The organism is Microbacterium sp. LMI1-1-1.1, assembly GCF_040815675.1.
Classification (GTDB): Bacteria; Actinomycetota; Actinomycetes; order Actinomycetales; family Microbacteriaceae; genus Microbacterium.
Genome location: NZ_JBFPNN010000001.1, coordinates 692,995 through 717,915, shown reverse-complemented (window position 1 = coordinate 717,915; position 24,921 = coordinate 692,995). Strand labels below are relative to the sequence as shown.

Sequence of the window (24,921 nt, the reverse complement as noted above, 5' to 3'; positions counted from 1 at the left end):
GCCCCCGCCGTTCCGGGGAACGACGGGGGCGGACGGACGAAGCGCTACTTCGTGGAGAAGCTGACGACCTTCGGCGGGCGGACGACCGCGCGGACGGTCTCACGGTCGCCGAGCGCACGGCGGACCTTCTCGTCCTGACGGGCGAGCGCCTCGAGCTCGTCGGCGCCGACCTTGGCCGACACCTGGAGGGTGCCGCGCACCTTGCCATCGATCTGGACGACGGCGGTCACGGACTCCTCGACGAGCAGCGTCGGGTCGGGCTGACGCCAGGTGGCGAGGCCGACGAAGCCGGTGTAGCCGAGCGTCTGCCACATCTCCTCGGCGGTGTGCGGCGCGAACAAATCGAGGGTCATCGCGATGACCTCGGCCGCCTCGCGGACGGCGGGGTCGCTCGTGCCGGCGGAGCCGTCGATCGCCTTGCGGGTGGCGTTGACCAGCTCCATCAGGCGCGCGACGACGACGTTGAACTTCGTCTGCTCGATCAGCCCGGGGGCGTCGGCCAGCAGGCGGTGCGTCACGCGACGCAGCCCCTGGTCGCCCTCGGCCCAGACGACGTCGGTCTCGCTGTCGACGTCGTGCGCGATGCGCAGCGCCCGGGCGAGGAACTTCGCCGCGCCCGTCGTCGAGACGTCGTTCCAGTCCTTGTCGTCCTCCACCGGCCCGGCGAACGCGAGCGCCACGCGCAGCGCGTCGGCGCCGTGGGCGTCGAGCTCCTCCTGGAAGAGCACGAGGTTGCCCTTGCTCTTGGACATCTTCGCGCCGTCGAGGATGACCATGCCCTGGTTGATGAGGCTCGAGAACGGCTCGGTGAACTCCACCAGGCCCATGTCGAAGAGGGCCTTCGTGATGAAGCGCGCGTACAGGAGGTGGAGGATCGCGTGCTCGACGCCGCCGATGTAGAAGTCGACCGGGCCCCACTTGGACGCCTCGCGCGCCGGGAACGGCTCGCTGTCGCTGTGCGGCGACAGGAAGCGCAGGTAGTACCAGGAGCTGTCGACGAACGTGTCCATCGTGTCGGGGTCGCGCCGCAGCGTCCGCCCCGTCTCGGGATCGGTCACCTCGACCCAGTCCGTCGCCGCGCCGAGGGGCGACGTGCCCTTGGGCTTGAGGTCGAGGCCCTCCACGGACGGGAGGACGACGGGCAGCTGGTCCTCGGGGACCGGCACGATCGCGCCGTCCTCGTCGTGCAGCATCGGGATCGGGGTGCCCCAGTAGCGCTGACGCGAGATGAGCCAGTCGCGCAGGCGATAGGTCTTGGCGGCCTTGCCCGTCCCGGATGCCTCGAGCTCCTCGATCATGCGGGCGATCGCGTTGCGCTTGGACAGTCCGTTCAGCGACCCGGAGTTCATCATGCGCCCGTCGCCGGTCAGGGCGACCCCGGTCTTGACCGGGTCCAGGTCGTCCTCGTCGCCGAGCGGGTCGATCGGCACGCCGTCGTCGTCGAGCTCGATGACCGGGATGGCCCCCGTGATGGGCGCGGTCGTGTCGACGACCACCTTCACCGGCAGGTCGAAGGCGCGGGCGAAGTCCAGGTCGCGCTGGTCGTGCGCGGGCACGGCCATCACCGCGCCGTGGCCGTAGTCGGCCAGCACGTAGTCCGCGGCCCAGATCGGCAGCTTCTCGCCGTTCACGGGGTTGATCGCGTAGTGCCCGAGGAACACGCCCGTCTTGGGGCGATCGGTCGCCTGGCGCTCGATGTCCGTGGCGCGCTGCACCTGCGTGAGGTACGCCTCGAAGCTCTCCCGCACGCCCTGATCCGCGGATGCCGCCAGCTCGGCGGCCAGGTCGGACTCCGGCGCCACGACGAAGAACGTCGCGCCGTGGAGGGTGTCGGGACGGGTGGAGAAGACCGTGATCTTCTCGTCGCGGCCCTCGATCTCGAAGGTGATGTCGGCGCCGACGGAGCGGCCGATCCAGTTGCGCTGCATCTGGATGACCTTCGACGGCCAGAACCCCTCGAGCTGGTTCAGGTCGTCGAGCAGGCGGTCGGCGTAGTCGGTGATCCGCAGGAACCACTGGGTCAGCTTCTTCTTGACGACCACGGCGCCGCTGCGCTCGCTCGTGCCGTCGGGCAGGACCTGCTCGTTGGCCAGGACCGTCTGGTCCACCGGGTCCCAGTTGACGAGCGCGTCCTTGCGGTACGCGAGGCCCTTCTCGTACAGCTTCTGGAACAGCCACTGGTTCCAGCGGTAGTACTCCGGGTCGCTGGTGTGCAGCACGCGGCTCCAGTCGAAGGAGACGCCGTAGTCCTTGAGGCTCGCCTTCTGCTGGTCGATGTTGGCGTAGGTCCACTGCACCGGGTCGGCGCCGCGCTTGATGGCGGCGTTCTCGGCGGGGAGGCCGAACGAGTCCCAGCCGATCGGATTGAGGACGTTGTAGCCGCGGTGGCGCCAGAAGCGCGCCACGATGTCGGAGTACAGGTAGTTCTCGGCGTGGCCCATGTGGAGGTCGCCGGACGGGTACGGGAACATCGCGAGCACGTACTTGCGGGGGCGGGTGTCGTCGTCGCCGCCGGCGCGGAAGGGGTCCTTGTCGGCCCACGCGCGCTGCCACTTCGCCTGGATCTCGTGGGGGTCGAAGCCGCCCTCGGACGCGGTCGCGGTCGTGCTGTTCTGGGACACGGAGAAGCCAATCGTGTAAGTCGGGAGACCCCGGAGGGCCGTCTTCCAGGTTAGCGGACCCTCCGGTCACCACCCGGGCGGGACGGCGGCACCCAGCGCGGCCAGCGGCGCACGGGCCTTGATGCCCACCTCGGCGACCTCGGAGGCTGCGACCGAGCGCCACGTGATCCCTCCCCCGGCGCCCACGTGGGCGGCATCCGGAGTCGTCACGACGCTGCGGATGACCATCGCCAGATCCGCGGCGCCGTCGTCGCCGATCCAGCCGAACGCCCCCGCGTAGACGCCGCGCGGCGCCCCCTCCAGTCGGGCGAGGATCGACATCGCGGACTCCTTCGGGGCGCCGGTCATGCTGCCGGCCGGGAACGTGGCCGTCAGCAGGTCGCCGATCGTCGACCCCGGACGCAGCCGTCCGGAGATCTCGCTCACCAGCTGGTGGACGGTCGGATACGTCTCGACCTCCAGCAGCCGGTCCACGCCGACCGACCCCGGCACGCAGACCCGCGACAGGTCGTTGCGCATGAGGTCGACGATCATGACGTTCTCGGCGCGCTCCTTCTCGTCCGTGCGCAGGTCATGGGCGAGGGCGGCATCCCTCTCCGGATCGGGGTCGCGGCGGCGCGTTCCCTTGATGGGGTGCGTGTGCACGCGCCCGTCCCGCACGTCGAGGAAGCGCTCGGGCGACGCGCTCGCCAGCGCCGTGCCGCCGAGGCGGACGTAGCCGCCGTGGTGGGACGGTGCGGCCGCCCGCAGCCGGCGGAACACGGCGGCGGGGTCGGCGCGACCCGGGACGGTGAACCGCGTCGTCAGGCACAGCTGGTACGCGTCGCCCTCGCGGATGTGCGAACGGCACGCGGCGATGAGATCGGCGTACTCCTCGGGCGTGTGCCGGGAGAGGGTGGTTCCGGATGCCGCCGCCTGCGGCGGTGCGACGGCCGTCGGCGCGGCGGCGGCGCGCGCGGCGAGGTCCGCGGCCACGTCGTCTCCGTCGAGGGACGACGCCCAGACGCGGCGGCTGCCGTGGTCGAAGGCGAGCCAGCTGTTCACCCGCAGCCACTGCGCCCCGGACGGGCCCTCGTCGTAGGGGATCCACCCCACCCAGCCGCCCGTGAAGCGGCCGGAGGCCGGGGCGGCGCTCGGGGAGGCGGCATCCCGGGTCAGCGGCGCGGACGACGGGTCCGGCGCGCCCGTGCCCATCCAGGAGAACCCGGTGGCGCTCCCCGGGCCGGCGTCGAGCCAGAACGCGTGCGCGGCGTCGGCGAACAAGTGGACGAAGACGTCCTCCGGGTCGATCCACGCCGGCAGGGCGATCGTGGAGACAGGACGCGGCACGCTCCCAGGCTAGGGCTAGCTGCGCGCCATAGGCTGACGGAGGTGAACGAGATCCTCACGTGGCTCCTCGACGTCGTCCAGAACGTCGACCCCGTGGTGCGCACTCTTCTCGCCGGTGTGGCGATCATGCTCGAGACGAGCGTCCTCGTCGGGCTCGTCGTCCCGGGCGACACCATCGTCATCGTCGCCGGCACGGCCGTCGCCTCGCCCCTCGAGGCCGTCGTCCTGGGTGCCGCCGTCGTGGTCGGCGCGCTGATCGGCGAGAGTCTCGGCTTCTGGCTCGGTCGCTGGTTCGGTCCGCGCATCCGCGCCTCGCGACTCGGACGCCGCCTGGGCGAGCGCAACTGGGTGCGGGCGGAGAAGTACCTGACCCGTCGCGGCGGGCCCGCCATCTTCCTGTCGCGCTTCCTGCCCGTGCTCCACTCCCTCGTCCCCCTCACCGTCGGGATGAGCGGCTACAGCTACCGGCGCTTCCTCGCGTGGACGACGCCGGCCTGCGTCGTCTGGACGTCGCTCTACATCTCGGTCGCGGCGACCGCCGCCGGGACGTATCGCGAGCTGAGCGACAGCATCCACTCCGCGGGCTACTGGTTCGTGGGCGCCATCGTCCTCTTCCTCGTGGTGATCTTCATCGGCAAGAAGGTGCTGGAGCGCGTCGAGCGACGTCATCTGGCCGACGAGAAGGAAACGATCGGAGCGGGCACCGGCGACGTGAAAGACTGAGGCCGATGCCTCGTTCGCCCCGCAAAAAAGTGCTGTGGTTCGCCCGCCTCGAGTACCGCTTCCACGCCTGGCGCGAACGTCGCGCGCGTGCCCGCGGTCTGCGCCCGTCCGTCACCGGCTTCCCCGGCTACGGGACCGAGCAGTGGGTGCGCGTCCTCGGTCGCGTGCTCATCGCCCCGCCGATCAAGCGCACCTCCACCGGTGAGTTCGCGAGCCTGCGCGGCTGGCGCAGCTTCGCGGCGGTGCCCGTCGGCTACGCGCAGGTCCGCGTCACCATCGAGGGCGTGTCGCACGAGGTCGTCGCCGACCGCGGCGGCGTGATCGACGCCAAGCTCCCGGCATCCCTCGCCCCGGGCTGGCAGACCGTCACGATGACCGTCGAGGGCAGCGAGCCCAGCGAGACCCGCGTCTTCGTCGTCGGCTCCGACGTGAAGTTCGGCGTCGTCAGCGACGTGGACGACACCGTCATGGTGACCGCGCTCCCCCGCCCGCTCCTGGCGGCGTGGAACTCGTTCGTCGTCGACGAGCACGCCCGGCAGCCGGTCCCCGGAATGGCGGTCCTGCTCGAGCGTCTGTCGCGCGAGCAGCCGGGCACGCCCGTCATCTACCTCTCCACCGGCGCGTGGAACGTCGCGCCGACGCTCATGCGCTTCCTCCGGCGTCACCTCTTCCCCTCGGGATCGCTGCTGCTGACGGACTGGGGCCCCACGCACGACCGGTGGTTCCGCAGTGGACGGGACCACAAGGAGGTCAACCTCCGCCGTCTGGCCGCCGAGTTCCCCGACGTGAAGTGGCTCCTCGTCGGCGACGACGGGCAGCACGACGACGCCATCTACACCGGGTTCGCGATCGAGCACCCGTCGAACGTCACGGCCGTCGCCATCCGGCGCCTCTCTCCCGCCGAGGCGGTGCTGGCCGGTGGTCGCACGGTCGTCGACGACCATTCGGCCGCGGAGGTCCCGTGGGTGAGCGAGTCCGACGGCGCCGGCCTGCTGGAGCGCCTCGAGGGCGTCGGGGTCATCCGCAGCGACGCCTGACCGGCGGGGTCGCCGCCGCCGCCGCGACGCCTGACCGGCGGCGTGGAAGGCTGCGCGGCTGCCCGCGCCGCGATGTCGGAGCCTGCGCGTACGGTGGAGGCATGTGCGGTCGATTCGTGGTGGCCAATGTCGGGTCCGAGCTCGTGGGCGTGCTGCGCGTCGACGTCGAGGCCGATGAGCTCCCCCCGCCCTCGTACAACATCGCACCGACGTCCCCGGTCGCGATCGTCCTGGACTCGGTGAAGACCGAGCCGCCGACGCGCCGCCTCGAGGTCGCCCGTTGGGGTCTCGTGCCCGGCTGGGCGAAGGACGTCAAGATCGGCGCGCGGGCCTTCAACGCCCGCTCCGAGGAGATCGAGGACAAGCCGATGTTCCGCAACGCGCTCATCAAGCGCCGCGCGGTCATCCCCGCCTCGGGCTACTACGAGTGGAAGACCGTCGACGGAGTCAAGACGCCCCACTACATCCACCCCGCCGACGGCTCGCCGCTCTTCTTCGCGGGACTGTACGAGTGGTGGAAGGACCCGGCCCGCGCGGACGACGACCCCGCGCGCTGGGTCCTCAGCTGCACGATCCTCACACGGGACTCCATCGGCCGGCTCGGGTCCATCCACGACCGCATGCCGCTGTTCATGGACCCCGACTTCGCGGACGCCTGGCTCGACCCGACGACCGAGAACGTCGGAGACATCCTCGACGCGGCGATCGACGCCGCCCCCGACATCGCCGAGACGCTCGACGACCACGTCGTGTCGTCGGCGGTGGGCAACGTCCGCAACGACTCCGCCGCGCTCATCGAGCCGGTCGACGACTGACGTATCGTCGGACGGTGCCCTCTCTCGCCGCCCACGCTGCCGTCGTGCTCTCGCGCGACGAGTGGTCGGCGACGGCCGCCGACCACGCTGCACGGGCCGACGCCCTGACGGCGGCGCATCGGGAACGCGCGGCTCGGGCCGAGCGGCATCCGGTCGAGGACTTCCTCTTCACCTACTACTCGTACAAGCCGGCGATCCTGCGGCGGTGGCATCCGGGGATCGGTGTCGTCCTCGAGGATGCCGACGACCGCGCCGGGTGGCGCTGGTACCGCGCCGACGGGTCGGGGGCGAGAGTGGATGCCGCGGCGTTCCGCACCGAGAAGGGCGCGCTGTTCCGCGGCACCGTGAACCTGCTGCGGGCGACCCTGGACCGGCCGGCCCAGTTCGGGTGCTTCGGGCTGCATGAGTGGGCGATGGCGTACCGGGCCGACGAGGTGCGCCACGCGGTACCGCTCCGGCTGGGGCGCGACGGGACCGACGCGGTGGTCGAGGCGCACGACCTGCGGTGCACGCACTTCGACGCGTTCCGGTTCTTCACGCCCGAGGCGGCACCGCGCAACCGCGAGCCGCTGACCCGGGACGGACAGGCGGCCCGGGAGCAGCCCGGCTGCCTGCACGCCGGGATGGACCTCTACAAGTGGGTCCTCAAGCTCGGGCCCCTCGTGCCCGGTGCGCTTCTGCTCGAGGCGTTCGAACTGGCCCGCGACATCCGCACGCTCGACATGGAGGCGTCGCCGTACGACCTCGCCGCGTGGGGTTACGCCCCGGTGCGGATCGAGACGGCGGAGGGCAAGGCCCAATATGTCGCGCGCCAGCGCGAGCTCAGCGCCCGCGGCCAGCGGCTGCGTCGCGCGGTCGTCGACGCGGCGACGCGCGAGGACTGAGCCGGCGGCGCGGGCGGGCCCGCGTCCCGGCGCGTGGACGGGCGTACCCTGCGCGCTCAGCCGGCGCCGGACGCGAGGTCCAGCCGCAGCGCGGCCACCCGGGTCGCGGCGTCGTCGAGACGGTCCGCGGGAAGGCGCCCGTCCTCGACCGCCACGACGATGCCGTCGACGATGCGCGGAGCGGTCGTGGCATCCGTCCCCACCACCGTCAACACGAGGTCGGTGCCTGCGGCGAGGGCCCGCACGGCGTTGTCCACCGGGTCGGTGTACGCCGCCTCGCCCGAGGACTCGAGCATGCCCAGGTCGTCGCTGACGATGACGCCGTCGAAGCCGAGCTCCTCGCGCGCGATGCGGTGCCATTCCGGGGACAGCGAGGCCGGGGCGTCGTCGACGGCGGTGTAGCGGAGGTGTCCGAACATCAGCATCTCCGCGCCGGCGTCGACGCCCGCGACGAACGGGGGCGCCTGGGTCTGCCGCCACTGCTCGATCGACATGTCGCTGCCGGGGATCCCCTCGTGCGAGTCGCCCGGCGCCGCGCCGTGTCCGGGGAAGTGCTTCAGGGTGCTCGCGACGGTGCCCTTCTCGCCCTCGACCGCGGCGGCGATGCGGGTGGCGGCGGCCTCCGGGGTCGTGCCCAGGGCGCGACGGTAGATGAACATGCCGGGGTCGTCGGTCACGTCGGCGACGAGGCCGAAGTTCACGTTCGCGCCGGCGTCGGCCACGAGTGCGGCACGCCCGGCGAACGCGTCGCGCACGGTCTCCGGGCTCGCGTCCTTGAGGGTGAGTGCGCTCGGCAGGTCGTCCCAGCGCAGGCGGGAGACGTCGCCGCCCTCCTGGTCGACGGCGACGAGCGGCGGGAAGGCGGGGTCGGTCACCATGGCCCCGGTCAGCCGCCGCACCTCGGCGGCGTCCGCGCCGATGCTCGCCCCCATCAGCAGGAAGCCGCCCAGCGCGTTCTCGCGGACGTACGTTCCGGCGGTCGCGGGATCGGTGGTCGCGACGTGCCCCATGACGACCGAGGCGGCGCGCTCGCGCAGGTCCATCGCGTCGACGCGGGCCTCGGCGCTGGTCCGGGCGGGCGTGGGCGTGGGCGACGGGGTGGGCGTCGGCGACGGATCGACGGCGGCGGTCGTCGGCGCAGGGGATGCCGCAGGCGCCTCCGGCGTCGGAGCGCAGGCGACGGTGAGGGACAGGAGCGCGGCGACGCCGAGGGCGGGGAGGCCGGGACGACGGGCGCGTGAGCGGGGGTGGGACATCATGGGGTGCGTCCAGGGTCCCCCGGGCGGCGGGAGATGGCAAGCCGGGAGCCGACGCGACACGCCCGTGCTACGCCGGTTTTTCGCCCGCGCTTTCCGTGTTGTAAGCTGAATGAGTTGCCCCGCGAGGGGCAGCTGAGGGCCTGTGGCGCAGCTGGTAGCGCACCTGCATGGCATGCAGGGGGTCAGGGGTTCGAGTCCCCTCAGGTCCACCCTCACCGAAAGGCCCCCGCGAGAGCGGGGGCCTTTCGCGTTCCCCGGCGGTGTGCACGACACCGCGCCGGTCCTCGCCGGAGGGATGCCAGGGCTCGTGGCATCCCTCCCCCCATACCGGGGTCGCGAGGACCGGCCGCGGTCAGCGCGCCGCCGGGACGCGGGCCGGAGCCTGCGCCTCGCGCATCGCGACCTCGTCGTCCAGCCAGTTCGGTGCCTTGTTGCGCAGGCAGAAGATGTACACGAGCAGGGATGCCGCGATGATCGCCGTCACGTAGACGATGAACAACGGGACCTGCGAGGTCGTCTGCGCGCCGGCGTAGAGCAGGGGCGCCGTCCCGCCGAACAGGGAGTTGGCCAGCGCGTAGCCGAGCCCGACGCCGAGGGCGCGGACGTGGGTCGGGAACAGCTGCGCCTTCACGAGCGCGTTGATCGACGTGTAGCCGGTGAGGATGACGAACCCGCCGAAGAGGATGGCGAACGCCGCGAACTCGTTCGTCTGCTGCGGCAGGACCGTGATGAGGAACCACGTGTACAGCACTCCCCCGACGCCGAAGAAGACCAGGAGCGTCTTGCGCCCGACCTTGTCGGACAGCCATCCTCCGAGCGGCTGCATGAGCATGAGCGCGGTCAGGGCGACGAGGTTGATGATCGTGCCGGCCACGACGTCGCCGCCGGAGAACGCGGTCTTCACGATGTTCGGGCCCGTGACCGAGTACGTGTAGAACGCGACCGTGCCGCCGGCGGTGACGGCGAAGCACAGCAGCAGCGGACGCCAGTTGTTCACGAGCAGGTCGCGCATCGAGCCGGAGTCCTTCGAGCGGCCCGCCTTGGTGTCGTCGAGGACGTGCTTCTCGAGCGACTCGTCCATCGTGCGGCGCATCCAGAACACGGCCACGGCCGCGATGCCGCCGATGGCGAAGGCGACGCGCCAGCCCCACGCGGTGATGGCCTCCTCGGGGAGCGTGACCACCATGATCAGCAGCGTGGTCTGCGCGAGCACGTGCCCGCCGACGAGCGTGACGTAGTGGAACGACGACAGGAACCCGCGGCGGCCGGGCATCGCCGCCTCGGACATGTACGTCGCGCTCGTGCCGTACTCGCCGCCGGTGGCGAAGCCCTGCACGAGACGTGCGAGGACGAGGATGACGACGGCGCCGACGCCGATCGTCTCGGCGGTGGGCGCGAACGCGATGACGAGGGAGCACAGCGCCATGAGCGAGACCGACACGGTGAGCGACAGGCGGCGGCCGTGGCGGTCGGCGAAGCGTCCGAAGAACCAGGAGCCGATCGGGCGCATGAGGAACGTCACGGCGAAGATGGCCCAGACGTAGATGGTCGAGTTCTTGTCCTCCGCGGCGAAGAACTGCGACTCGAAGTACACGGCGAACACGGAGTAGACGTAGACGTCGTACCACTCCACGAGATTGCCGGCGGAGCCTTTCAGCGTGTTCGATATGGAGCGCCGCAGGCTGGTGGGGATCGTCGTCGTCGTCGACATGGGAATCCGTTCGTTCGGGGACCGATGGCGTCGCCGAGCTCGTGCACAGCGACACCGGTGGGACACGTCCGCTCATCGTCGCGGCATCCCGGTCCCTGCGGGCGGAATCCTTACGTTCGCTTTACATTGCGCGCTGCACCGGTGCGGAGGCGCCCGTGTCCCGTTCTGTGCAGCTTGGGGTGCTGTGTGCTGCACGAAGTGGGACATGCCTGTCAGGTGTGCGGCGGGCCGGAGGGGGCGTGTCCCCCTTTTGTGCAGCTTGGGGTGCTGTGTGCTGCGCGAAGTGCGACATGCAGGCGAGGTGGTCCGGACCGGGGGTGCGGCGGGGCTGTGCCTACGATGGGGCCATGCGTGTGCTCGTGGCCGAGGACGACGCGTCGGTCGCCGCCGCCCTGACGTCGGTGCTCGCGCGCGCCGGTCACACCTGCGCGCGCGTCGCCCGCGGGAGCGACCTGCTGCTGCGCCACCGCGACGCCGACGTCGTGCTGCTCGACCTCGGCCTGGAGGACATGGACGGCCTCGACGCGCTCACGCAGCTGCGGGCCGTCAGCGAGGTGCCGGTGATCGTCGTGACCGCCCGCGGCGACGAGCGCTCCACCGTGCGCGCCCTGAGCCTCGGCGCGGACGACTATCTTGTCAAGCCCGTGCGGCTCCACGAGCTGCTCGCGCGGCTGGGCGCGGTCGTCCGCCGGTACGCCCGCCCGCACCAGGCCGAGCGGATCGTGGTGGGCGACCTCGCCGTCGACGTCGTCGCGCGGACGGTGGACTCCGCCGGCGAGGCCGTCACGCTGACACCGACCGAGTTCGGGCTGCTCGTGGCCCTGGCGCGCCGGAGCGGACAGATCGTGAGCCGCCAGCAGGTCCTCGACGAGGTGTGGGGCGACGCCTACGCCGCGTCGTCGCGGTCGTTCGACGTGCATCTCGCGCAAGTACGTCAGAAGCTGCCGGGCGTCCGCATCACGACCGTGCGCGGCTTCGGCTACCGCCTCGAGGACGACTCGTGAGGCGGCGCGTGCTGCTGCCGCTGCTCGTGTTCGGGCTCATCGCCGTGATCGCGGTGCTCATCCCCGTGGGGCAGGCGATCGCCCAGACGCGGACGTCGCAGCTCGCGCTGCAGCGGACCGCCGCGGCCGAGCAGATCGTCCAACGCGCCCGGACCGCTCTCGCGCAGGGCGACACGGCCGCTCTCCAGGCGTACCTCGAGCGCTTCGAGCGGACGTACGGCGAGGCGGTGCTCGTCCTCGACGAGCGCGGCGACGTGGCCGCCCGCGCCGGCGACCTCGTGCGCGACGACCGCGTCGACGCCCTGGTGACCGCCGCGTCGCGAACGCTCCCCCAGTGGTCGCTGCCGACGGTGCTGCCGTGGGGCGGGGACACCGCCGATGTGGCCGTGCCGGTCATCGCGGCCGGGGACCTGCCCCGCGGCGTCGTCGTGCTCCGGGTCGACCTGCGCGAAGCGCGGACGGACGTCACCCTCGGGTGGCTGCTCGTGGCCGCGGTCGGCGGTCTGCTGCTGGTCGCGCTGATGGCGGCATCCCTCCTCTGGACGCGATGGGTGCTCCGCCCCGTCAAGGCGCTCGACGCCGCGGTGGCCGCCGTCGCCGCGCACCGGCCGCTGGAGAGCGTGCCGGCGAGCGGTCCGCCCGAACTGCGGAGCCTGAGCCGGGCGTTCTCACGCATGGCGGTGGAGGTCGAGGACGCGCTCGAGCAGCAGCGCGGGTTCGTCGCCGACGCATCGCACCAGCTGCGCAATCCGCTCGCCGCCATCCGGCTGCGCGTGGACGCCCTCCCGCGGTCCGCGGAGGATGCCGCCGACGTCGCCGCAGTGGAGCAGGACCTCGACCGGCTCGAGCACACCGTCGACCGCATGCTGGTGCTCGCGAACGCCGAACACCGCGTCTCCACGCGTCGGCGAGGGCCGGCGGAGGACGACCGGGGCCGCTCGGGTCCGTTGTCGGCCGCCGACCTCGCCGACCGGCATCGCGACCGGCTCGCCGCCGCCGGGCTGACGCTCGTCGCCGACGCCGCCCCCGTGCTCTCGCCGCCCCTCCCCCGCGCGGACCTCGACGAGATCGTCGACGTCCTCGTCGACAACGCCCTCCAGTACGCCGGGCCGGGCGCGCAGGTGCGCGTGACCGTCGAGCCGGGTCCCGTGATCCGCGTCGACGACACCGGCACGGACCTCCGCGACGACGACCTCGCCCGCATGGGCACCCGCTTCTGGCGCGCCGGCCGGCACCAGGGGCGGACGGGCACGGGCCTCGGCCTGGCCATCGTGGATCAGCTCATGACGGAATCCGGCGGCCGGCTGGAGCTCGCCCGGTCGCCCGAGGGCGGTCTGCGGGCCTCCTTGCGATGGGATGCCGCGTGAGCGCTCCGTCCGCCGGGCTGACGCGCCGCGCCGTGCTGACCGGGCTCGCGGGCACGGGGCTTCTCGCCCTGGCCGGCTGCGACGTCGCGCCCCCTGCGACCCTGGACGTCGGGTGCGGCGAGGACGGCGGGAGCTATCTGGAGTTCGGTCGCCTGCTCGCCGAGGCGGCGCAGCGGTCCGGTCGGCTCCGCCTGCGGCCGCTCGTGACGGAGGGCAGCGTCGAGAACCTGTCCCTCCTCGACGCCGACCGGGTCGCGCTCGCGTTGTCGCTCGCGGACTCCGCCGCCGGCTCCCCGACCTCGGACCTCGTCGCCGTGGGGAGGGTGTACCAGAACTACCTCCAGTGCGTGGTTCGCGCCGACAGCGGCATCCGGACCCTCGGCGACCTGTCGGGTCGCGTCGTCTCGCTGGGTGCGCCGGGATCGGGCGCCGCCGCGACGGCGCGCCGGGTGCTGGCGGCCGCGGGACTCCTCGCCGTCCCCGACGGCCCGGTGGTCGTGGAGCGCCTGCTGGGCGAGGCGGCGACGCAGCTGCGCACAGGCGCGATCGACGCCCTCTTCTGGTCGGGCGGGGTGCCGACGCCGCAGATCGCCGCGCTGTCCGGCACGACGGCCCTGCGAGTGCTGGACACCACGACCGTGCTCCCGCGGCTGCGCGAGCAGTACCCGGAGGCGTACATCGCCACGGCCATCCCTGCGGGGGTCTACGGCGGGGAGGAGCCGGTGGCGACGATCGGCATCGCGAACCTGCTGCTCGCGCGGTCGTCCTTGAACGACGACGCGGTCGCTGCGCTCGTCGACATCCTCATCGACGACGCGCGTGCCCTCGTGCCCCCGGATGCCGCCGGCGTGCAGTACCTGACCCCGGCGAGCCTCATCGACACGGTGCCCGTGCCGCTGCATCCTGCCGCCGCCCGACGGTATCGCGAGCGCTACGGCTGACCCCCGGGCCGGTGAGTTGGCACGAATGTACGCGGGGAGGGTCCTGCAGTGTACATCTGCGCCAACTCAGCGGAGGAGCTGCTCCCCCGGGGGCGGTGAGTTGGCACGAATGTACGCGGGGAGGGCCCTGCGGCGTACATCTGCGCCAACTCAGCGGAGGAGCTGCCCCACGGGGGCGGTGAGTTGGCGTGAATGTACGCGGGGAGGGCCCTGCGGCGTACATCTGCGCCAACTCAGGGCCGAGGGGCGCATCGGCCCGGGGAGGGCGCCGGAAACGCCGATGCCCCCCGACGCGAGGTCGAGAGGCATCCGGGATCCTGCGGGTCAGTCGGCGGTGGTGGGTGCCGGCAGGTCGATCGGGACGACCGGGCAGTCCTTCCAGAGCCGCTCGAGACCGTAGTAGACGCGCTCCTGCTCGTGGAAGACGTGGACGACGAGGTCGCCGAAGTCCAGCAGGACCCAGCGGGACTCCTGCCGGCCCTCGCGGCGCAGGCGCTTGTGGCCGGCCTCGAGCAGCCTCTCCTCGATCTCGTCCGCGATCGCGGCGACGTTGCGCTCGTTGCGGCCGGTGACGAGGAGGAAGATGTCGACGAGCGGCAGCGGCTCCGAGACGTCGAGCGCGACGAGGTCCTCCCCCGATTTCGCGTCGGCGGCGGCTGCCGCGATCTGCATCATGTCGCGGCCGTTCTGGGTAGCCGGCATCAGAAGACTCCTGTCGTGAAAGCAAGCACGAGCGCGCCGACGACGGCGATCGCCAGGGCTCCGGTGGTGATGATCAGTCCGATCATCAGTCGGCTGCCCTTCTCGGGCGCCGGCGGCCGGATGATCTCACCCGGCTGCTTGACGGTGCTGATCGCCGCGCTGGCGGCGATGGGGGTCGGCGAGGAGGCGGGCGGGAGCTCGCCGTCGATGAGGACGGCGTCGGCGTCGCGGCCGTCGGTCGTCCCGGGGGCGTGCCCGATGGAACCGAGTCCCTCGGGGAGGTCGAACGTGCCCGTGATGAGCACCTCGCCGGTCGCGGTGACCGGCGCCACGAGCGGGGCGCCCGTCGGGGTCTGCGAGAGGATGAGCGCGTTGGGGGTGGAGATCGACCCGGTGGCGGAGGCGCTACGCGCGATGAGCTGGTCGAAGGACGGCGGCAGCGACACCTCGGGCGTCGCCCCCTCCAGCAGCTCGGAGCCGAGGCTCGGGTTGACCACGGCGACCGGGGCGTCATCGCGCGGGGCCTCGGCGTCCGCGGCGACCGGCGTCTCATCGGTGTCGTCGGCGACGGCGGGCTTGAAGATGGCGGGGGTCTCGGATGCCGCGGAGGCGGGCGTCGTCTCGGCGCGCTCGGCCACGACCGGCTGCACCGCGGTGGCGGGGGCCGGGTCGAAGTCGGGCGTGATGACCGGGATGGACGCGGTGCGGATCTTCTCCTGCGCCCGCACCTGACGACGGGTCAGGCCGCCGACGCCCATGTCGAGACCGCCGACACCCAGGTCGAGACCGGCATCGGTCATGGGCGGGGCGAAGGAGACGGGGGCGGCCGCGCGGGCCAGCGGGGCCGACGGGCCGGCCGGCGTCGTGGTGACACCGTCGTCGCGGTCCGCGGCGACGGTGTCACCCTCCGCGGCGGGAGCGGCGTCATCGGTGGCGGGCTGCTCCGCGAGGGCGTCGCCGTCCCCGTCCGCGCCAGCGCCGGCGTCCGTCGAGGCGGGAGAGTCGGCGTCCGTCGAGGCGGAGGAGTCGGCGTCCGTCGAGGCGGGCGCGGCGCCCTCGTCCTCGGCGGTGGGGACCGCGTCGATGACGGTCTCGTCGGGAGTGGACGGCTCCGCGGGGGCGGCATCCGCCGGGGTCATGTCCGGGGTGATGACCGGCGTCGCTCCGGTGTTGCGCAGCTCGCGCAACTGGCGACGCGTCAGCGGGGGCGTCGAGGAATCGGATGTGCTCATGCCTTGCTCCGGTAGAGGTGGTGCTTCGCGATGTACTGCACGACGCCGTCCGGGACGAGGTACCACACGGGGTGGCCTCGACGGACGCGGGCGCGGCAGTCGGTGGACGAGATCGACAGCGCGGGGATCTCGAGCTGGCTGACGTCGTCGCTCGGCAGCCCCTCCGTCGAGAGGACGTGACCGGGACGGGAGACGGCGACGAAGTGCGCCAGCTCCCACAGCTCCTCGTGGTCGCGCCATCCGAGGATCTGCGCGACCGCGTCGGCGCCCGAGATGAAGAACAGGTCGGCGCCGGGGCGCTCGCGCTGCAGGTCGCGCAGCGTGTCGATCGTGTAGGTGGGGCCCTCGCGGTCGATGTCGACGCGGCTCACGGTGAACTGCGGGTTCGCCGCGGTCGCGATGACCGTCATGAGGTAGCGGTGCTCGCTCGAGGTGACCTGGTCCTTCTGCCACGGGCGGCCCGTGGGGACGAAGACGACCTCGTCGAGGTCGAACGACTGGGCGACCTCGCTGGCGGCGACCAGGTGACCATGATGGATGGGATCGAACGTCCCACCCATGACCCCGATGCGAGGGGCGCGCGTCACCGACATATGGTCGGCCTCAGTGGCCGTGCGCCTCGGGAGTGGGCGTGCCGTTCTTGCGCGTCCAGGCGTCGGCCTTGTTCGCGTGACGGTTGGCGACGTTGCGGTACGACAGGGTCACGAGGCTCAGCGCGACGAACGCCACGAAGGCGATGACGCCGAAGATGAACGTCTCGGCCTGGACGTTGCCGCCGTGGTGCTCGGCCCCTTCGGCGGCCAGGGCGGTCAGCGTGGCGAAAGTCATCGGTGCTCCGTTCGGGAAGTCTGCGGCGTGAGCCACAGTCATTTTAGGCGGTCAGGGGCGGATCTGCCCGTCGCCGCGCCCGAGCCACTTGGTGCTCGTCAGCTCGGCGAGGCCCATGGGGCCGCGGGCGTGCAGTTTCTGGGTCGAGATGCCCACCTCGGCGCCGAAGCCGAACTCGCCGCCGTCGGTGAAACGGGTGGAGGCGTTCACGAGCACCACGGCGGAGTCGACCTCGGCGAGAAAGCGGGAGGCGGATGCCGCGTCCTCGGTGATGATCGACTCGGTGTGCTGCGTCGAGTAGCGGCGGATGTGGTCGAGGGCGGCGTCGAGGTCGTCCACGACGCGGACGGCGAGATCGAGGCTGAGGTACTCGGCGGCCCAGTCGTCCTCGGTCGCGGGGATGACGCGCGCGTCGAAGCCCGCGACGGTCTCGTCGCCGTGCACGCGCACGCCGGCGTCGGAGAGCGCGGCGACGAGCTCGGGGACCAGACGGTCGGCGGCGGCGCGGTGGACCAGGACGGTCTCGACCGCGTTGCACACGCTCGGGCGCTGCGTCTTGGCGTTGAGGACGATGTCGCGGGCCCAGGCGTCGCGGGCCGTCGCGTCGAGATAGATGTGCACGACGCCGGCCCCGGTCTCGATGACCGGCACCGTCGACTCGGTCACGACCGTCTCGATGAGTCCGGCGCTGCCCCGCGGGACGAGCACGTCGACGAGGCCGCGCGCGTTCATGAGGGCCCGCGCCCCCTCGCGGCCGAAGTCGTCGACCGTCTGGATGGCCTCGGGCGAGACGCCCTGCGTCTCCAGCGCGGCGCGCATGACGTCCACGAGGGCGGCGTTGGAGCTCTGGGCGGCCGACCCGCCGCGGAGGACCACGGCGTTGCCGGAGCGCAGCGCGAGAGCGGCGATGTCGACGGTCACGTTGGGACGCGCCTCGTAGATGGACCCCACCACGCCGAACGGCACGGCGACCTTCTGGAGGGCGAGGCCGTTCGGGAGGGTGCGGCTGTCGAGGACGCGGCCGACGGGGTCCGGCAGCTCGGCGACGGCGCGCACGGCGGACGCGAGCGAAGCGACGCGCTCCGCGTCCAGGCGCAGCCGGTCGAGCAGGGCGTCGCCGATGCCGTCGCGGCGACCGCGCTCCAGGTCTTCCGCGTTCGCCGTGACGATGTCGTCGGTGGCGGCCTCGAGCCCGTCGGCGATCGCCGTCAGCAGAGCCGTCTTCGCGGCGGCATCCAGGAGCCCGATCTCGCGGGCGGCGTCCTTCGCCAGGCGCAGGCGGTCCTCGACGGAGGCGGCGATCGTGGTCATCGGCTCAGTCTACCGCCGGGGCGACGGCCCCCACCGGGCCGGTCGCGAGGGTCACCGGGTCGGGATTCGGCGCGAACCAGGTGCCGACGTCGTCTCCGGAGAGGGCGGATGCCACCAGGTCGGCGCTCGTGACGAGGACGCCGACGCCGGCCGTGGAGGCGAGCTTGGCCGCGGAGGCCTTGGTCGCCGCTCCGCCGGTGCCCACGCCGTTGACCACGCCCGCACCGAACTCGAACTCCTCGAGGTCGTCGCCCCACGCCACGTGGGTGATGGGCTGCGCCCCGGGCTCGCTCGGCGGCCGTGTGTACAGGCAGGCGATGTCACTGAGCAGGACCAGCGCATCGGCGCCGATGAGGCGGGCGACCAGCGCGGCGAGGCGGTCGTTGTCGCCGAAGCGGATCTCGTGCGTCGCGACGGTGTCGTTCTCGTTGACGATCGGCAGGATGCCGAGGCCCAGTAGGCGCTCCATCGCGCGGCGCGCGTTCGACCGCGAGGTCGCGTTCTCAAGGTCGCCGGCCGTGAGGAGGACCTGCCCGGCGAGGAGGCCGAACCGGTCGAGGGACGTCTGGTACCGCCACATGAGGACGTTCTGGCCCACCGCGGCCGCGGCCTGCTGGGTCGCGAGGTCGTTGGGGCGCTCCCCCAGGTCGAGGAGCGGGAGGGCCGTGGCGATCGCGCCGGACGACACCAGCACGACCTCCGTCCCGGTCGCGACGAGGTCCGACAGCGCCGCGACGATCGTGTCGATACGGTGCGCGCCGTCGCCGCTGATCGAGGACGAGCCGACCTTCACCACGACGCGTGCGGAGCGCGGGATGTCGGCGCGGGTCGTCGCGGTCACCGCTCCTCGTCCTCGGACGAGAGCGCCGAGGAGTCGCCGTCGGGCGAGATGCCCGCGGCCCGCGCCGCGCGGCGTTCGGCCTCGAGCTCGGCGCGGGCGTCGGCCTTGGCATCCATCCGCTCGTGATACTGCTCGCGTCGCTCGGAGGAGGTCCGGCGCGAGTTCTGCACGAGGCGCGGGTCCGTGCCGCGGGGGGCCGTCATGAGCTCGGCCGCGGAGGTGAGGGTGGGCTCCCAGTCGAAGACGATGCCGTCGCCGGGACCGATGACGACCGTGGCGCCGGCGACCGCGCCCGCGCGGAACAGGCCGTCCTCGACGCCGAGGCGCGCGAGACGGTCGGCGAGGTAGCCGACGGCCTCCTCGTTCTGGAAGTCGGTCTGCTGCACCCACTTGACCGGCTTGTCGCCGAGGATCCGGTACACGGGCCCGTAGGTGCCGCCCTCGACCTTGATCGTGAAGTCCTTCTCGGAGCCGCGGGGACGGATGACGACGCGCTCCGCCGGGGCCTGGTCGACGGTCGCGAGGCGGTGCTGCTCGACGATCTCGCCGAGGGCGAAGGTGAGCTCGCGCAGGCCGGCGCGGCTGACGGTGGAGATCTCGAACACGCGGAACCCGCGGGCCTCGAGGTCGGGCCGGACGAAGTCGGCCAGCTCGTGCGCCTCGGGGACGTCCACCTTGTTCAGCGCGACGATCTGCGGCCGCTCCAGGAGCGGGGTCTGGCCCTCGGGGACCGGGTAGGCGGCGAGCTCGGCGAGGATGACGTCGAGGTCGCTCAGCGGGTCGCGGCCCGGGTCGAGCGTGGCGCAGTCGAGCACGTGGACGAGCGCCGTGCAGCGCTCGACGTGACGGAGGAACTCCAGGCCCAGGCCCTTGCCCTCGCTCGCGCCCTCGATGAGCCCGGGGACGTCGGCGATCGTGAACCGCGCGTCGCCCGCCTGGACCACGCCGAGGTTCGGGTGGAGGGTCGTGAAGGGGTAGTCGGCGATCTTCGGGCGCGCCGCCGAGACCGCGGCGATCAGGCTCGACTTGCCGGCGGAGGGGAAGCCCACCAGGGCCACGTCCGCGACGGTCTTGAGCTCGAGGACGACGTCGCCCTCGTAGCCGGGGGTGCCGAGAAGCGCGAAGCCCGGCGCCTTGCGCTTGGGCGAGGCCAGTGCCGCGTTCCCGAGGCCGCCGAGACCACCGGGAGCGGCGACGAAGCGCATCCCCGGGGTGAGCATGTCGACGAGCACGGTGCCGTCGGCGTCCTTGACCACGGTGCCCAGCGGGACGGGCAGCTCGAGGTCCTCGCCCAGGGCGCCCGAACGGTGGTCGCCCATGCCGAACCCGCCGTTGCCGGCCGCGCGGTGCGGCGAGTGGTGGTACGACAGCAGCGTCGTCGTCTGCGGGTCGGCGACGAGGACGACGTCGCCGCCGCTCCCGCCGTTGCCCCCGTCGGGACCGGCCAGCGGCTTGAACTTCTCACGGCGCACCGAGACGCAGCCGTTGCCGCCCTTTCCCGCACGCAGGTGCAGGGTCACGCGGTCGACGAAGGTGACCATGGCGGGTCCTTCCGGATGGGGCCGGCGGAGCCGACGCGGGAAAACGAAGAGGGGGTGGGCAGCGCCCACCCCCTCGAGCGCCGAAGCGCGGGAATCACTCCGCAGCTGCGGCGACGATGTTGACGACCTTGCGGCCGCCCTTGGTGCCGAACTCGACCGCGCCGGGGGCGAGGGCGAAGAGGGTGTCGTCGCCACCGCGGCCGACGTTGGCGCCGGGGTGGAAGTGCGTGCCGCGCTGGCGGACGATGATCTCGCCGGCGAGGACGACCTGACCGCCGAAGCGCTTCACGCCGAGGCGCTGTGCGTTGGAGTCACGACCGTTACGGGTGGAGCTTGCGCCCTTTTTGTGTGCCATCTCTGCGTCTCCTGGCTCTTACTTGATGCCGGTGATCTTGACGCGCGTGAGGTCCTGGCGGTGGCCCTGGCGCTTCTTGTAGCCGGTCTTGTTCTTGAACTTCTGGATCACGATCTTGGGGCCGCGCTCCTCGCCGAGCACCTCGGCCGTGACCGAGACCTTCGCGAGCTTGTCGGCGTCGGTCGTGACCGCGTCGCCGTCGACGAACAGGACGGCGGGCAGCTGGATGCTCTCGCCGATCTTCGCCTTCTGGCGGTCGAGCACGACGATGGTGCCGACCTGGACCTTCTCCTGGCGGCCGCCGGCGCGCACAACTGCGTAAACCACTTCACACCTGTTTTCGTTCGGGAGCGCGGAGCTCCGGTTGTCTGATGACGTTGGGAGGGCCCTTGCGGACCCAAGTCTCGGTGCGATCCGGCGGGCGGAGCCCGGGGGGTCTCGCTCCTATCAGAAGCGGACGCGACGCACCAAGGGTCGAGTTTAGCTCACCGGGCGGCATCCGGCAAAAGCATCCGACCCGCGTGTCGACCGTAGGATTCCGGAATGGCGATCCTGATCGACGACCCGCAGTGGCCCGCGCACGGTCGCCTGTGGGCGCACCTCGTGAGCGACAGCGATCTCGCCGAGCTGCACGCCTTCGCCGCCGCCGCGGGGATCCCGCGTCGGGCCTTCGACCTCGACCACTACGACGTGCCCGACGAGCGGCACGCCGATCTCGTGCGCGCGGGTGCGGAGCACGTCGGCGGCAAGGAGCTCGTGCGCCGACTGCGCGCCTCCGGATTGCGGATCACGGCGCGGGAGCGACGCGGACGCTCCTGAGACGGCCGGGTCCGCCGCCCCGATGGGACGGCGGACCCGGCCGCGGAGGTCGTCAGGACTCGTCGGACGGCTGCGCGTTGACCGGGGTGCCCGTGAGGGCCGCGGTCGTCACGCGGCGGCGCGAGCGGCCCTGACCGGGAGCCTTTGGCTCGGGCAGCGCCTCCAGGACGGACTCGAGCAGCAGGTCCTTCTCCGTACGCGGCGTCTTGGGCTCGCGCTTCTTGCGCGGGCGCTTCTCGCGGACGGGCGCCTCGGGCGCCGCCTCCATCACGGCCTCGACCGACGCCACGACGGCCGCCTCTACAACGGCGGGGTCGTCGACGGTCGGGTGGATCGTGGATGCCGCGATCTGCGCAAGCGCGGACTTCACGCCCTCGGTGATGACGTGCGTGCCGCCGGCGGGCGCCGCCGCTCCCCCGCCGTTGCCGGCGCCGTTGGTGCCGTTGCCGCCGTTCGCGTTGCCGTTCCCGGAACCGCCGTTCCCGTTGCCGTTGCCGCCGCGCCCGCGGCGGTTGTTCGACCCGTCTCCGTTGCGGTTGCCGTTGCCGTTTCCGTTGCCGCCGGCGGGGCGGTGCTTCACCACCGGGTCGTGGTGGACGATGACGCCGCGACCGGCGCACACCTCGCACGCCTCGCTGAACGTCTCGAGCAGACCGAGGCCGAGCTTCTTGCGGGTCATCTGCACGAGACCCAGCGAGGTGACCTCGGCGACCTGGTGCTTCGTCCGGTCGCGGCTCAGGCATTCGATGAGGCGGCGCAGCACGAGGTCGCGGTTGGACTCCAGCACCATGTCGATGAAGTCGACGACGATGATGCCGCCGATGTCGCGTAGGCGCAGCTGACGGACGATCTCCTCGGCGGCCTCGAGGTTGTTCTTGGTGACCGTCTCCTCGAGGTTGCCGCCCGAGCCGACGAACTTGCCGGTGTTGACGTCGACGACGGTCATGGCCTCGGTGCGGTCGATGACCAGCGAGCCGCCGGAGGGCAGCCACACCTTGCGGTCGAGGGCCTTCTCGATCTGCTCGGTGATGCGGAACTCGTCGAACGGGTCGTGGTCGCCCTCGTACTTCTCGACGCGGTCCAGCAGGTCGGGGGCGACGCTGGCGAGGTAGTTCGAGATGGTGGTGAGCGCCTCGTCGCCCTGGATGAGCATGCGCGTGAAGTCCTCGTTGAAGACGTCGCGGACGATCTTGACGAGCAGGTCGGGCTCGGAGTGCAGGAGCGCAGGGGCCTGGATGCTCTGCACCTGCGAGCTGATGTGCTCCCACTGCGAGGTGAGGCGCTGCACGTCGCGGGTCAGCTGGTCCTCGGTCGCGCCCTCGGCGGCCGTACGCACGATGACGCCGGACGACTCCGGGAGGACCTCCTTGAGGATCTTCTTCAGGCGGGCGCGCTCGGTGTCGGGGAGCTTGCGGGAGATGCCGTTCATGGCGCCGCCCGGGACGTACACGAGGTAGCGGCCGGGGAGCGAGATCTGGCTCGTCAGACGCGCGCCCTTGTGCCCCACGGGATCCTTGGTCACCTGGACGAGCACGCGGTCGCCGGACTTCAGCGCCAGCTCGATGCGACGCGGCTGGTTGCCGGTCTCCACGGCATCCCAGTCGACCTCGCCGGAGTACAGCACGGCGTTGCGTCCGCGCCCGATGTCGACGAAGGCCGCTTCCATGCTCGGCAGCACGTTCTGCACGCGACCGAGGTAGACGTTGCCGATGAGCGAGGCGTCCTGGTTGCGCGCGACGTAGTGCTCGACGAGGACGTTGTCCTCGAGCACGCCGATCTGGATGCGTCCGGCCTTCGAGCGCACGACCATGACGCGGTCGACGGCCTCGCGGCGGGCGAGGAACTCGGCCTCGGTGACGACGGGGCGGCGGCGGCCGGCCTCGCGACCGTCGCGACGGCGCTGCTTCTTCGCCTCGAGGCGGGTGGAGCCCTTGATGCGCTGCGGCTCGGTGATGAGCTCGACGGCGCGCTGGCGCGCGGGCGGGGCCTCGTTCTCGTCGGGCTCGTCGGCGGTCGTGCTCTGTCCGCCACGGCGACGGTTGCGGCGGCGGGCGTTGGCGGAGCCGCGCTCGGCGCGGTCCTCCCCGCGGTCGTCGTCCTCTTCCTCCTCGTCCCGCGCGGGCATCGGCGGGAGCTCGGGGGCGTAGAAGTGCAGCTGCGTCGACACGGCCGACACGAAGACCTCGGGCAGCAGGCCGAGCGAGACGGCCGTGGGGCGCTCCGGCTTCGCCGGGGCGGAGGGAGCGGATGCCGCCGGCGTCGCGGCCGCGTCGGCGTCCGGGGTCCCGGACTCCGCGGCCGCGGCCGCGGGGGCGTCCTGCGGCTCCGCCGGCGTCGTCTCCGCGACGGTGTCGTCGGCCAGCACCGCGGGCGGTGCGGTGTCGGTCGCGGCGGCCTCCTCGGCCTCCTGCACGTCCGCGACCTCCTCCTCGGCGTCGACGACGTCGGCGGGCGCGTCGGCGGCGGGGGCCGCGTCGACGGCGTCGGCCGCTTCCGCGTCCTGCGCGTCGGCCGCGGGGGCGTCGGGGCTCGGGGCCTCCGCGCTCTGCGCGTTGGCGAGCTGCGTGTCGTCGGTCACCGCGGTCGTGTCGTCGGTGCTGTTCTGTTCGTCCGTTGCATCGGCCATCTCTGGCAAACTCCTCGGCCGGCGACACCGCGCGTCGCCCGGCGAAATCTCGTGCGGCGCCGCACCCGGCGGGGCCGCGAACTCACTCGGTCTGCAGCAGGCCCGGTGGCTCGTGCTGCGAGGGCGGTCATCGCCCGAAGTCTTCTGGTGATGATCCTGCGGCGCGGCCGCGGCTCATCGAGACTCCAGTATCGCACGGACCGGTCCCGGATCGGGAAGGCACGTCGACGGCGCGGTCGGCCGCCCGCGCGGACACAGCGCCCCCATGGGCGGCGGTGAAAGAATCGGACCATGACCGACAACGCCCCCCGTCGTCCGTCCGTGCTCGCGGTCTGGCTCATCATCGCCGGGATCATCGGGTGGTACGCGGCGTTCTCGTTGACGATGGACCGTTTCACGCTGCTCGCGGACCCGACCGCGTCGGCGTCGTGCGACATCAACATCCTCGTGCAGTGCTCGGCGAACCTCACGTCGGCGCAGGGTAGCGTCTTCGGCTTCCCGAACCCGCTCATCGGCCTGGCGGCATGGATCGCCCCCGTCGTGGTGGGGTTCGCGCTGCTCGCCGGGGCCCGCTTCGCACGCTGGTTCTGGGTGGCCTTCTGGGCCGGGATGCTGTTCGCGTTCAGCTTCGTCTGCTGGCTGATCTCGCAGAGCATCTTCGTCCTGGGGACGCTCTGCCCGTGGTGCATGGTGACCTGGTCGGTCGTCATCCCGTCCTTCTACGCCGTGACGCTGCACCTCCTGCGTACGGGCGTCGTCCCCGTGGGGGAACGCGGGCGCGAGATCGCGGACCGCCTGATGGCGTGGGTCCCGCTCATGGCGCTGGCCAGCTACGTCGTCATCGCCGTCCTCGCCCAGGTGCGGCTCGACGTCCTGGCATCCTTCGCCTGACCCTCCCCGCTCCCCCGTCGCCGGGACGACGAAGACCCCCGCCGGGAACGACGACGGCCGCCGCCCCAGGGGCGACGGCCGTCG

General features: G+C 72.3%; 23 protein-coding genes and 1 tRNA gene. 10 read left to right on the top strand and 14 right to left on the bottom strand.

The window, feature by feature from the left end:
• Positions 1-44: 44 nt before the first annotated feature.
• A complete protein-coding gene (gene leuS / locus MRBLMI1_RS03365; protein WP_367726724.1) occupies positions 45-2,621 on the bottom strand; it encodes a leucine--tRNA ligase in 2,577 nt (858 codons plus the stop codon).
• Between the two features lie 66 nt (positions 2,622-2,687).
• Positions 2,688-3,950, bottom strand: a complete 1,263-nt coding sequence (pabB, locus tag MRBLMI1_RS03360; protein ID WP_367726723.1) for an aminodeoxychorismate synthase component I — start codon at positions 3,948-3,950, stop codon at positions 2,688-2,690.
• Positions 3,951-3,992: 42 nt separating this feature from the next.
• Here pabB and MRBLMI1_RS03355 point away from each other — a divergent pair, with 42 nt between their 5' ends.
• The 4 genes from MRBLMI1_RS03355 (at position 3,993) to MRBLMI1_RS03340 (ending at position 7,409) form a co-directional block, all read left to right on the top strand.
• Complete coding sequence (locus MRBLMI1_RS03355) at positions 3,993-4,673, top strand: DedA family protein (protein WP_367726722.1); 681 nt, start codon at positions 3,993-3,995, stop codon at positions 4,671-4,673.
• Between the two features lie 5 nt (positions 4,674-4,678).
• Positions 4,679-5,710, top strand: a complete 1,032-nt coding sequence (locus MRBLMI1_RS03350; RefSeq protein ID WP_367726721.1) for an App1 family protein — start codon at positions 4,679-4,681, stop codon at positions 5,708-5,710.
• 101 nt (positions 5,711-5,811) lie between these two features.
• Positions 5,812-6,525 carry an SOS response-associated peptidase gene (locus MRBLMI1_RS03345; RefSeq protein WP_367726720.1) on the top strand — a complete coding sequence of 238 codons (714 nt, stop codon included), beginning with the start codon at positions 5,812-5,814 and terminating at the stop codon, positions 6,523-6,525.
• Positions 6,526-6,539: 14 nt separating this feature from the next.
• On the top strand, positions 6,540-7,409 hold the full coding sequence (locus MRBLMI1_RS03340; protein WP_414685763.1) for a 3-methyladenine DNA glycosylase: 870 nt from the start codon (positions 6,540-6,542) through the stop codon (positions 7,407-7,409).
• A gap of 56 nt (positions 7,410-7,465) precedes the next feature.
• Here the strand turns inward: MRBLMI1_RS03340 and MRBLMI1_RS03335 are convergent, their stop codons facing one another.
• Positions 7,466-8,665, bottom strand: a complete 1,200-nt coding sequence (locus MRBLMI1_RS03335; RefSeq protein WP_367726719.1) for a glycoside hydrolase family 3 N-terminal domain-containing protein — start codon at positions 8,663-8,665, stop codon at positions 7,466-7,468.
• 139 nt (positions 8,666-8,804) lie between these two features.
• Between MRBLMI1_RS03335 and MRBLMI1_RS03330 the strand changes: the two genes are divergently transcribed.
• Positions 8,805-8,877: transfer RNA gene (locus MRBLMI1_RS03330), tRNA-Ala, on the top strand.
• A gap of 143 nt (positions 8,878-9,020) precedes the next feature.
• Here the strand turns inward: MRBLMI1_RS03330 and MRBLMI1_RS03325 are convergent.
• Complete coding sequence (locus tag MRBLMI1_RS03325; RefSeq protein WP_367726718.1) at positions 9,021-10,379, bottom strand: MFS transporter; 1,359 nt, start codon at positions 10,377-10,379, stop codon at positions 9,021-9,023.
• A gap of 347 nt (positions 10,380-10,726) precedes the next feature.
• Between MRBLMI1_RS03325 and MRBLMI1_RS03320 the strand changes: the two genes are divergently transcribed.
• Genes MRBLMI1_RS03320 through MRBLMI1_RS03310 form a run of 3 tightly spaced genes read left to right on the top strand, consistent with a single transcriptional unit; the run spans position 10,727 to position 13,691 of the window.
• Positions 10,727-11,383 (top strand): response regulator transcription factor, encoded by a 657-nt coding sequence (locus MRBLMI1_RS03320; RefSeq protein WP_367726717.1) that lies wholly within the window; start codon positions 10,727-10,729, stop codon positions 11,381-11,383.
• Positions 11,380-12,750 carry a sensor histidine kinase gene (locus tag MRBLMI1_RS03315; RefSeq protein ID WP_367726716.1) on the top strand — a complete coding sequence of 457 codons (1,371 nt, stop codon included), beginning with the start codon at positions 11,380-11,382 and terminating at the stop codon, positions 12,748-12,750. Before MRBLMI1_RS03320 ends, MRBLMI1_RS03315 begins: the two co-directional genes overlap by 4 nt.
• Entirely contained in the window at positions 12,747-13,691 is a 945-nt protein-coding gene (locus MRBLMI1_RS03310; protein WP_367726715.1) for a TAXI family TRAP transporter solute-binding subunit, read from the top strand. Before MRBLMI1_RS03315 ends, MRBLMI1_RS03310 begins: the two co-directional genes overlap by 4 nt.
• Positions 13,692-14,015: 324 nt before the next feature.
• Here MRBLMI1_RS03310 and rsfS read toward each other — a convergent pair whose 3' ends face one another.
• The 9 genes from rsfS to rplU all read right to left on the bottom strand — a co-directional run bounded on the left by rsfS (position 14,016) and on the right by rplU (position 20,828).
• On the bottom strand, positions 14,016-14,393 hold the full coding sequence (rsfS, locus tag MRBLMI1_RS03305) for a ribosome silencing factor (RefSeq protein WP_367726714.1): 378 nt from the start codon (positions 14,391-14,393) through the stop codon (positions 14,016-14,018).
• A complete protein-coding gene (locus tag MRBLMI1_RS03300; protein ID WP_367726713.1) occupies positions 14,393-15,625 on the bottom strand; it encodes a hypothetical protein in 1,233 nt (410 codons plus the stop codon). Before MRBLMI1_RS03300 ends, rsfS begins: the two co-directional genes overlap by 1 nt.
• Positions 15,622-16,218, bottom strand: coding sequence for a nicotinate-nucleotide adenylyltransferase (nadD, locus tag MRBLMI1_RS03295; protein ID WP_367726712.1), 597 nt, complete (start codon positions 16,216-16,218; stop codon positions 15,622-15,624). Before nadD ends, MRBLMI1_RS03300 begins: the two co-directional genes overlap by 4 nt.
• A gap of 10 nt (positions 16,219-16,228) precedes the next feature.
• Complete coding sequence (locus MRBLMI1_RS03290) at positions 16,229-16,453, bottom strand: hypothetical protein (protein ID WP_367726711.1); 225 nt, start codon at positions 16,451-16,453, stop codon at positions 16,229-16,231.
• Positions 16,454-16,504: 51 nt separating this feature from the next.
• The gene (locus MRBLMI1_RS03285) at positions 16,505-17,764 is read right to left on the bottom strand and encodes a glutamate-5-semialdehyde dehydrogenase (protein ID WP_367726710.1); all 1,260 of its coding nucleotides are present in this window, start codon (positions 17,762-17,764) and stop codon (positions 16,505-16,507) included.
• 4 nt (positions 17,765-17,768) lie between these two features.
• Positions 17,769-18,605, bottom strand: coding sequence for a glutamate 5-kinase (gene proB / locus MRBLMI1_RS03280; RefSeq protein WP_367726709.1), 837 nt, complete (start codon positions 18,603-18,605; stop codon positions 17,769-17,771).
• Positions 18,602-20,146 (bottom strand): GTPase ObgE, encoded by a 1,545-nt coding sequence (gene obgE, locus MRBLMI1_RS03275; protein ID WP_367726708.1) that lies wholly within the window; start codon positions 20,144-20,146, stop codon positions 18,602-18,604. Before obgE ends, proB begins: the two co-directional genes overlap by 4 nt.
• Positions 20,147-20,240: 94 nt before the next feature.
• Complete coding sequence (gene rpmA, locus MRBLMI1_RS03270) at positions 20,241-20,501, bottom strand: 50S ribosomal protein L27 (protein WP_367726707.1); 261 nt, start codon at positions 20,499-20,501, stop codon at positions 20,241-20,243.
• Between the two features lie 18 nt (positions 20,502-20,519).
• Positions 20,520-20,828: a 50S ribosomal protein L21 gene (rplU, locus tag MRBLMI1_RS03265; RefSeq protein ID WP_138172328.1), complete on the bottom strand. Its 309-nt coding sequence runs from the start codon at positions 20,826-20,828 to the stop codon at positions 20,520-20,522.
• Between the two features lie 216 nt (positions 20,829-21,044).
• Between rplU and MRBLMI1_RS03260 the strand changes: the two genes are divergently transcribed.
• Positions 21,045-21,320 carry a DUF4031 domain-containing protein gene (locus MRBLMI1_RS03260; RefSeq protein ID WP_367726706.1) on the top strand — a complete coding sequence of 92 codons (276 nt, stop codon included), beginning with the start codon at positions 21,045-21,047 and terminating at the stop codon, positions 21,318-21,320.
• A gap of 52 nt (positions 21,321-21,372) precedes the next feature.
• Here the strand turns inward: MRBLMI1_RS03260 and MRBLMI1_RS03255 are convergent, their stop codons facing one another.
• Complete coding sequence (locus MRBLMI1_RS03255) at positions 21,373-23,946, bottom strand: Rne/Rng family ribonuclease (protein ID WP_367726705.1); 2,574 nt, start codon at positions 23,944-23,946, stop codon at positions 21,373-21,375.
• A gap of 291 nt (positions 23,947-24,237) precedes the next feature.
• On the opposite strand from MRBLMI1_RS03255, the gene MRBLMI1_RS03250 reads away from it, so the two are divergent.
• Positions 24,238-24,837, top strand: a complete 600-nt coding sequence (locus tag MRBLMI1_RS03250) for a vitamin K epoxide reductase family protein (RefSeq protein WP_367726704.1) — start codon at positions 24,238-24,240, stop codon at positions 24,835-24,837.
• The last annotated feature ends 84 nt before the right edge of the window (positions 24,838-24,921 follow it).